Here is a 6909-nt window from a genome sequence, read left to right on the forward strand (position 1 = left end):
CGCGGCCTCAGTGCAGTGCACCGGCGGCAGCGTACCGTGTATTGTGTTAGAGATTACAGACGTATTAATCCGGTGTTTAGAGGTTATGGGCGCGTTTAGCCAGACTTACCTCATTTATCTTTGGTGTTGTATTTGTATCAATACCATCTAAATTTTGGGCTTAGAGGAAGAAATTCCTGAAATTGTTGAAGTTGTTTCTGTGATGTAGATATATTTTCCCCACTCACATTATTTTTGGTGTGGGTGGGAAATTTCTTGAAGTAGCAGTCAGCACTCAGCTAGCCTCCTGTCGGAGGAACTACGTTATCAGCTATCAGCTTTTCCAGGTGTATAATGGGGGATACTCAAGGGTAGCAAAACAGAGAACGGAAAACTTTAAACCGAAAAATATCTGAGTAGTAAATATACAAATAATTTTGCCTATCTACTAAGAAAATAATCTGTTAACAATAACTCTAAATCTACTTAAAAAAACATACAGTTGATTATCTAAAAATCTACTTAATTACTCCTAAACAACTGTATCTTAAGTATCTTGATTTGACAGATAAAAAGCTTCAAAATCTGGCGTTGTCTGATTTTTCTTTCTTCCTTCTTCCTTCTGCTATACAAATAAATCTTGATAGTTAGATTGTAACTCAGATAATCACACATAAATAGTCAATATCAGTAGCTAAATAAAGTTCTACAAAGCTGTTTTTCCTAGAATTAAGTATTAATTATTAGGTCAATTTTTCTCATCTACAAACCTGCAAGCATTGTTTGAGCCATTGCCAATTACTTATTACCCATTACCGAATAATTAAGGTTTAAAGCCTCTCCTTATAAAGGAGAAAAAAGCGGTCGTTTGCGGAGCATGACCTTAGGATGGGATGGCGAGGTCTCCTCGCTGGCCGACCATCGAGCAAGAGAAGAAAAAATTTTTCCTACCACGTCAATACTCTTCTTTTCAAGGAGAGATAATGGTTAATTATTAATTGTTTAACGACCTTTATCAATGAAAATTCTAGTTGTAGAAGACGATCAATTTATCGCCGAAACTTTAGCTGATGCCTTAACTGAACAACTTTTTGCAGTTGATATAACTACAGATGGTCAAGCAGGTTGGGAGCAAGCTCAAGCCTGCGATTATGATTTAATTTTATTAGATGTAATGCTGCCTAAATTAGATGGTATTACTTTATGTCAGAAATTACGTTATTTTAATAAAAACATTCCTATTTTACTTTTAACTGCTCGTAATAACAATCAAGATAAAGTAAAAGGTTTAAATGCTGGAGCTGATGATTATGTAGTTAAACCATTTAATTTAGAAGAGCTTTTAGCAAGAATTAGAGCATTATTGCGGCGGGGAAACGAGTCTGCTTCTCTCATCAAAAAATGGGGTAATTTATGTTTAAATCCTCAAAATTGTGAAGTTACTTACAATAACAAACAGTTAAATCTTACTCCTAAAGAATATGAAATTCTAAATCTTTTTATGCACAATAACCAAAGAGTTTTTAGTTGTAGTGCAATTTTAGATAAAGTTTGGAGTTTTGAAGACACACCTACAGAAGATACAGTTAGAGCGCATATTAAAGGTTTAAGACATAAATTAAAAGCAGTGGGCGCGCCTAGTGATTTAATCGAAACTGTTTATGGTTTAGGTTATCGGTTAAAACAAGTTGAAGAAGGAAGAAGAAGGAAGGAAGAAGAAGGAAGGAAGAAGGAAGAAGGAAGAAGGGGTACGACCCCGTGTCGGCGACAGACGCAAGCTGTCAGACCCCGCGACGACGACAGTCGCAAGCGGTCGAAACCCAGCGAGGTCTCCTCGCCATGGGAACGCCGACCAAGAGAGGGAACGCTGACCAAGAGAGGGAACGCTGACCAAGAGAGTAAAAAGTGGATGGGGACTCAAACTCCAACCAATTGTAAACACTGTTTATGCGGCAAGGTATTAAATTCAAAAGAAAAAGATAAAGAAAAGTCTCAAAAATATCAGGAATCTCAACAAAAACTACAAGATTCCATCAGTAAAATATGGGATAGATTTCAAGGAAGCATTAATGAGCGGATTGGTGTATTAGAACAAGTAGTAGTAGCTGGAAAAAATGAAATATTAGAGATTGATTTACAAAAAAAAGCACAACAAGAAGCTCATAAATTAGCAGGTTCTCTAGGTACATTTGGTTTAGTAGATAGCTCAGATTTAGCTAGAGAAATAGAAACTTTATTGGCAGCAGAAAAAACTCTTAATTCTGACGAAATATTTAATCTATCTAAATTAGTGAAAAGTCTATGCAACAAGATAGAACAGCATAGTAATATCGACAAAGAAAAAAGTGATAATCAACAGATAAAATATCTCGATCGTCAATATTCTATTCCTATAGTTCCAGAATGTAAATTATTATTAATACTAGACAAAGATAGTTTATTCGCAAAACAATTAGTTGAGGATGCTGTCACAAAAAAAATACAATTTAAGCTGGCTTCAGATGTTTTAATAACCACAGATATAGATGCTTATATTAATCAGGATTTAAACTATAGTTTGCCAGATTTATCATTCTCTCCTAATGTAGTTTTACTTGACCTTGAAGTTGCTGCTAATTCAGAGAAAATATTAGCCAAAATTTCAAGTCAGATACCATCCTTACCTGTAGTTGTACTTAATACTAAAGGTGAATTGAACGATCGCGTAAAAATTGCTAAACTAGGAGCATCAGCATATCTAAAAAAACCATTACCAGCAGCTCAAGTTATAGATATAGTATTAGATATCTGGCGAAAAAATCAGACTTTAGCAACTGTGATGATTGTAGATGACGACCTGCAAATTTTGGAGACCATCGAACAGATACTAACGCAATGGGGAATTAAAGTTGTAACCCTGAGTGATGAGCGATATTTCTGGAAAATCTTGGAAAATAAAGTGCCAGATTTATTAATTTTAGACATAGAAATGCCATATTTTAATGGAATTGATTTGTGCCAAGTTATTCGTAACGATCCACATTGGAATTGGCTGCCTGTGATATTTTTGACAGCTCATTACAACCCTATTATTTGTCATCAAGTTTTTACTGCTGGTGCAGATGATTATATCTGTAAACCATTTAAATATTCTGATTTAATTACTCGTGTTATTAATCGGATTAAACGTAGTATCAGTGTTTGATTATGCAACTAATTAACTGTAAAAACAATTAAATAGGATAAAAAAAATGCAAATTGTAACTAAAAATCCAACCAATTTAATAGAATCTTTAAAAAATGCTAATGCTCAATTAAAAGCAGAAATTAGGGAACGTAAAAGAGCAGAAAAAGCACTACAAGAGCTAGTAGAAAAATATCAAAAAACATCTTTACAACTCCGAACTTTGATTAACGCTATGCCAGATATTGTCTGCTTTAAAGATGGTACAGGCCAATGGCTAGAAGCTAATCAATCAATGCTGGAATTATTTGAAATAGAAAAAGTAGATTATCGTGGTAAATCAGATATAGAATTGGGAGAAATTAGTAGTTTTTATCGAGAGGCTTTTTTATCTTGTCATCATAGTGATAGAGAAGCATGGAAGAAAAGAACTTTGTCTAGGGGTGAAGAAATAATTCCCAAACGAGATGGCAGCATGAAAATTTATGACGTAATTAAAGTACCGTTATTTTATGAAGATGGAAAACGTAATGGAATAGTTGTTTTGGGGCGTGATATTACAGAGCAAAAACAAACAGAAAAAGTGATGATTAGATTGGCTTCTATAGTAGAATCCTCTAATGATGCAGTTATTGGTAATACTTTAGAAGGAATTATTTATAGTTGGAATTCAGGAGCAGAAGCAATTTATGGTTACTCTATTTCTGAAGTAAAAGGCCGTTTTATTTCTATGTTAGCTGTGCCAGAAAGGCCAAATGAAATTTCCCAAATTTTAGCAAATATTAGGGCAGGAGCTAGTATAGATAATTATGAAACTGTACATATTAGAAAAGATGGTAAACATATAGATGTAGCTTTAACAATATCTCCAATCAAAGATACTGAAGGTAATATTATAGGAGTCTCAACTATTGCTCGGGATATAAGCGATCGTAAGCAGATAGAAAAATCTTTTGAACAGCTTCGTTACCAACATCAATTAATATTAAACTCAGCCGGAGAAGGGATTTGTGGAATAGATATATTGGGAAAAATCTCTTTTGCTAATCCAGCAGCAGCAAGAATGACTGGTTATACAATTAAAGAGCTGGTAAATAGTGACTGGAGTTTGATAATTTCTGGGGTTGAAGAAGGAAGAGGGAAGAAGGAAGAAGGAATAGGGAAAAAGTTGATAGGTACTCAAACTCCAAGCAATTGTAAACATTCTGTAGACGGCGGAGTATTAAACCACAAAGAAAAAGATAAAATTAACAACAAAGAAGAAGGAAGAGGGAAGAAGGAAGAAGGAATAGGGAAAAAGTTGATAGGTACTCAAACTCCAAGCAATTGTAAACATTCTGTAGACGGCGGAGTATTAAACCACAAAGAAAAAGATAAAATTAACAACAAAAATGATAAATTTTCAGCACAAAAAAATAACTCAGATAGTCAACTTACAACAACTTTAAAAAAAGGTATAGTTTGCCAAGTTACTGATGAATTTTTTCAGCGACGAGACGGTTCACATTTTCCCGTAGAATATGTAAGCACACCTATTTTAGAACAGGGAAAAATTATTGGTGCAGTTGTAACATTTAAAGATATAACAGAACGTCAAGCAGTCGAACAGATGAAAAACGAATTTATTTCTGTTGTGAGTCACGAGTTACGCACTCCTCTTGCTTCTATTCACGGTGCTTTAGCTTTATTGAAAAGTGGATTACTTAATCAAGCGCCAGAAAGAGGTAACAGGATGCTAAATATTGCCATTGCTAACACAGACCGTTTAATACGGTTAATCAACGATATTCTAGATTTAGAACGCCTTCATTCCCAGCAAGTAACAACGCTGAAACAAACTTGTAACATTGCTGAATTAATGCTCCAGACAGTAAATGAAATGCAACCTATTGCAGAGGAAGCAGGAGTTAATTTGTCAGTAAGAACAGTCGATACTAAGTTTTGGGGATGCCCCGACAAATTAATTCAAACCTTAACTAACTTACTTAGTAATGCCATCAAATATTCCCCAAAAGGAACAACAGTCTGGTTGACTGCTAGCAAACAAGTTATAAATAGAAACCATACTATTAGCTCCGATAACTTCACTTCAACAGTTAAAACAAAATGCTTATATAGTTATCAAGTTTTGATTGCAGTTAAAGACCAAGGGCGAGGTATTCCTGCCGATCAGATAGAAAGTATTTTTGGTCGCTTTCAACAAGTTGATGCTTCTGACTCTCGCCAGAAGGGAGGCACAGGTTTAGGTTTAGCCATTTGTCGCAGTATTGTCCAACAACATCAAGGCAAAATTTGGGCAGAAAGCACTTTAGGAGAAGGTAGCACTTTTTTTGTAGCCTTACCAATTTTGGATGAGATATAGAACCAATTTGGGATCTATTTAAGGGGAGATGGGGAGATAGGGAGATGGGGAGTATGGGAAGTGTGCAAGGAACAAGTTGCTGAGGATTTACAGCGTATTTCATATGTTTTGGGCTTGTTTTTGTTTGAGTTACCAGGGACTACCAACCATAGTAAACCCTGCCCAATAATAAGGATGAGATAAATTATCATTCTCCAGATTTGCTAACGCCGACGGTAACACCACTACCCTATGCACTCCACTTCCCCTTAACTCTCCTTCTGCAATAACCACTTTCCCTCGTAACATTGCGAACTGTGCTCGTCTCAACGCTTCTGCCTTAATCTTTGTATCATTCAAATGACTATAAAACTCCGTCATCAACCCCAATGTACCCTCATCACTCACATACCATACACTAGCTAACACTGACTTCACTCCTGCTGCTACCGCTAACCCTGCGAACCCTAATTCAGCATTTCTATCACCCAAGGCAGTACGACAAGCTGATAATACTAACAGTTCAACAGTAGATTCATTCCAACCAAGTTCTCTCATTTTGTCTAACTTTATTTGTTCAGTTCCCCACAATTGAATGTAAGAATTACTAGCTTTTCCTGGGAGAAAATCAGCATGAGTAGCTAAATGAATAATTGGGTAAGAATAACTCTCTGTTTGAATAACTAGATGATCAAGAGTAAAATCTTCATTGAGGAACATATCACCCTGCCATAACCGTTGCGCAATGTTTTCTAATTCTACAGGTACTGCTGGTAAGGGTTTGTGTTCAACAAATTCACTTGCTCCCATTGCTAATACTTGAGTATCTTGAAGTGGGCGATAGTTAGCATCCATTAAACTCACACTAGGAATTAAACTGAGACTGTATTTTTCTATGATAAATTGTTCTCCATCATGTAATGCAGCAATAGGTAAAGTTCGTAAACCTTCATCCATACTAAATAGTAAAGTCTCAATATTTGCTGCTTTTAATTCTGCTAATATAGGTGCGATCAACCAATCATATAATTTTTGTGCTGGTGAGAGATAGCTATCAGTATAACGGTTATTCGGATCTGTAATTTGAAGTCGTAGTTCTAGTACAACTTCCATAAGTTTTTGGCGGTTAGCTTCGGCAATAGTTTTAATAATTGGTTGACCCGATCTGGTATATAAAATTATTTGTAATTGTTCGGGATAGGCATTAATATAAACAACGGCTGATTCTTTTCCTGTTTGGTTAGCCATATCAGTTAAGATATCTCGGACATTTTTTGTCTGGAGTAATGTTTCGTCAAAATCTTCTCCAAATAATCTGAATATTCTTGGATTCGATTTTTTTCTAATATTGTTACTACTGGCTCAAAAGTTGTATTCAAGGTAAGATTTGAAGTCAAATTAGCATTATTAGAGTTTGATAAAGTCT

Annotated in this window: 3 protein-coding genes; 2 read left to right on the forward strand and 1 reads right to left on the reverse strand. The window is 35.3% G+C overall.

What is annotated here, in order from left to right; translation table 11 throughout:
- The first annotated feature begins 997 nt into the window (after nucleotides 1-997).
- Together F6K13_RS11765 and F6K13_RS11770 are read left to right on the forward strand one after the other, a co-directional pair.
- Entirely contained in the window at nucleotides 998-3163 is a 2166-nt protein-coding gene (locus F6K13_RS11765) for a response regulator (RefSeq protein WP_124154615.1), read from the forward strand.
- 46 nt (nucleotides 3164-3209) lie between these two features.
- Complete coding sequence (locus F6K13_RS11770; RefSeq protein ID WP_287287436.1) at nucleotides 3210-5504, forward strand: PAS domain S-box protein; 2295 nt, start codon at nucleotides 3210-3212, stop codon at nucleotides 5502-5504.
- A gap of 129 nt (nucleotides 5505-5633) precedes the next feature.
- Here F6K13_RS11770 and F6K13_RS11775 read toward each other — a convergent pair whose 3' ends face one another.
- The gene (locus F6K13_RS11775) at nucleotides 5634-6731 is read right to left on the reverse strand and encodes a CHAT domain-containing protein (protein ID WP_353735655.1); all 1098 of its coding nucleotides are present in this window, start codon (nucleotides 6729-6731) and stop codon (nucleotides 5634-5636) included.
- Nucleotides 6732-6909 lie beyond the last annotated feature (178 nt).

The organism is Okeania sp. SIO2B9, from assembly GCF_010672505.1.
GTDB classification, from domain to species: Bacteria; Cyanobacteriota; Cyanobacteriia; order Cyanobacteriales; family Microcoleaceae; genus Okeania; species Okeania hirsuta.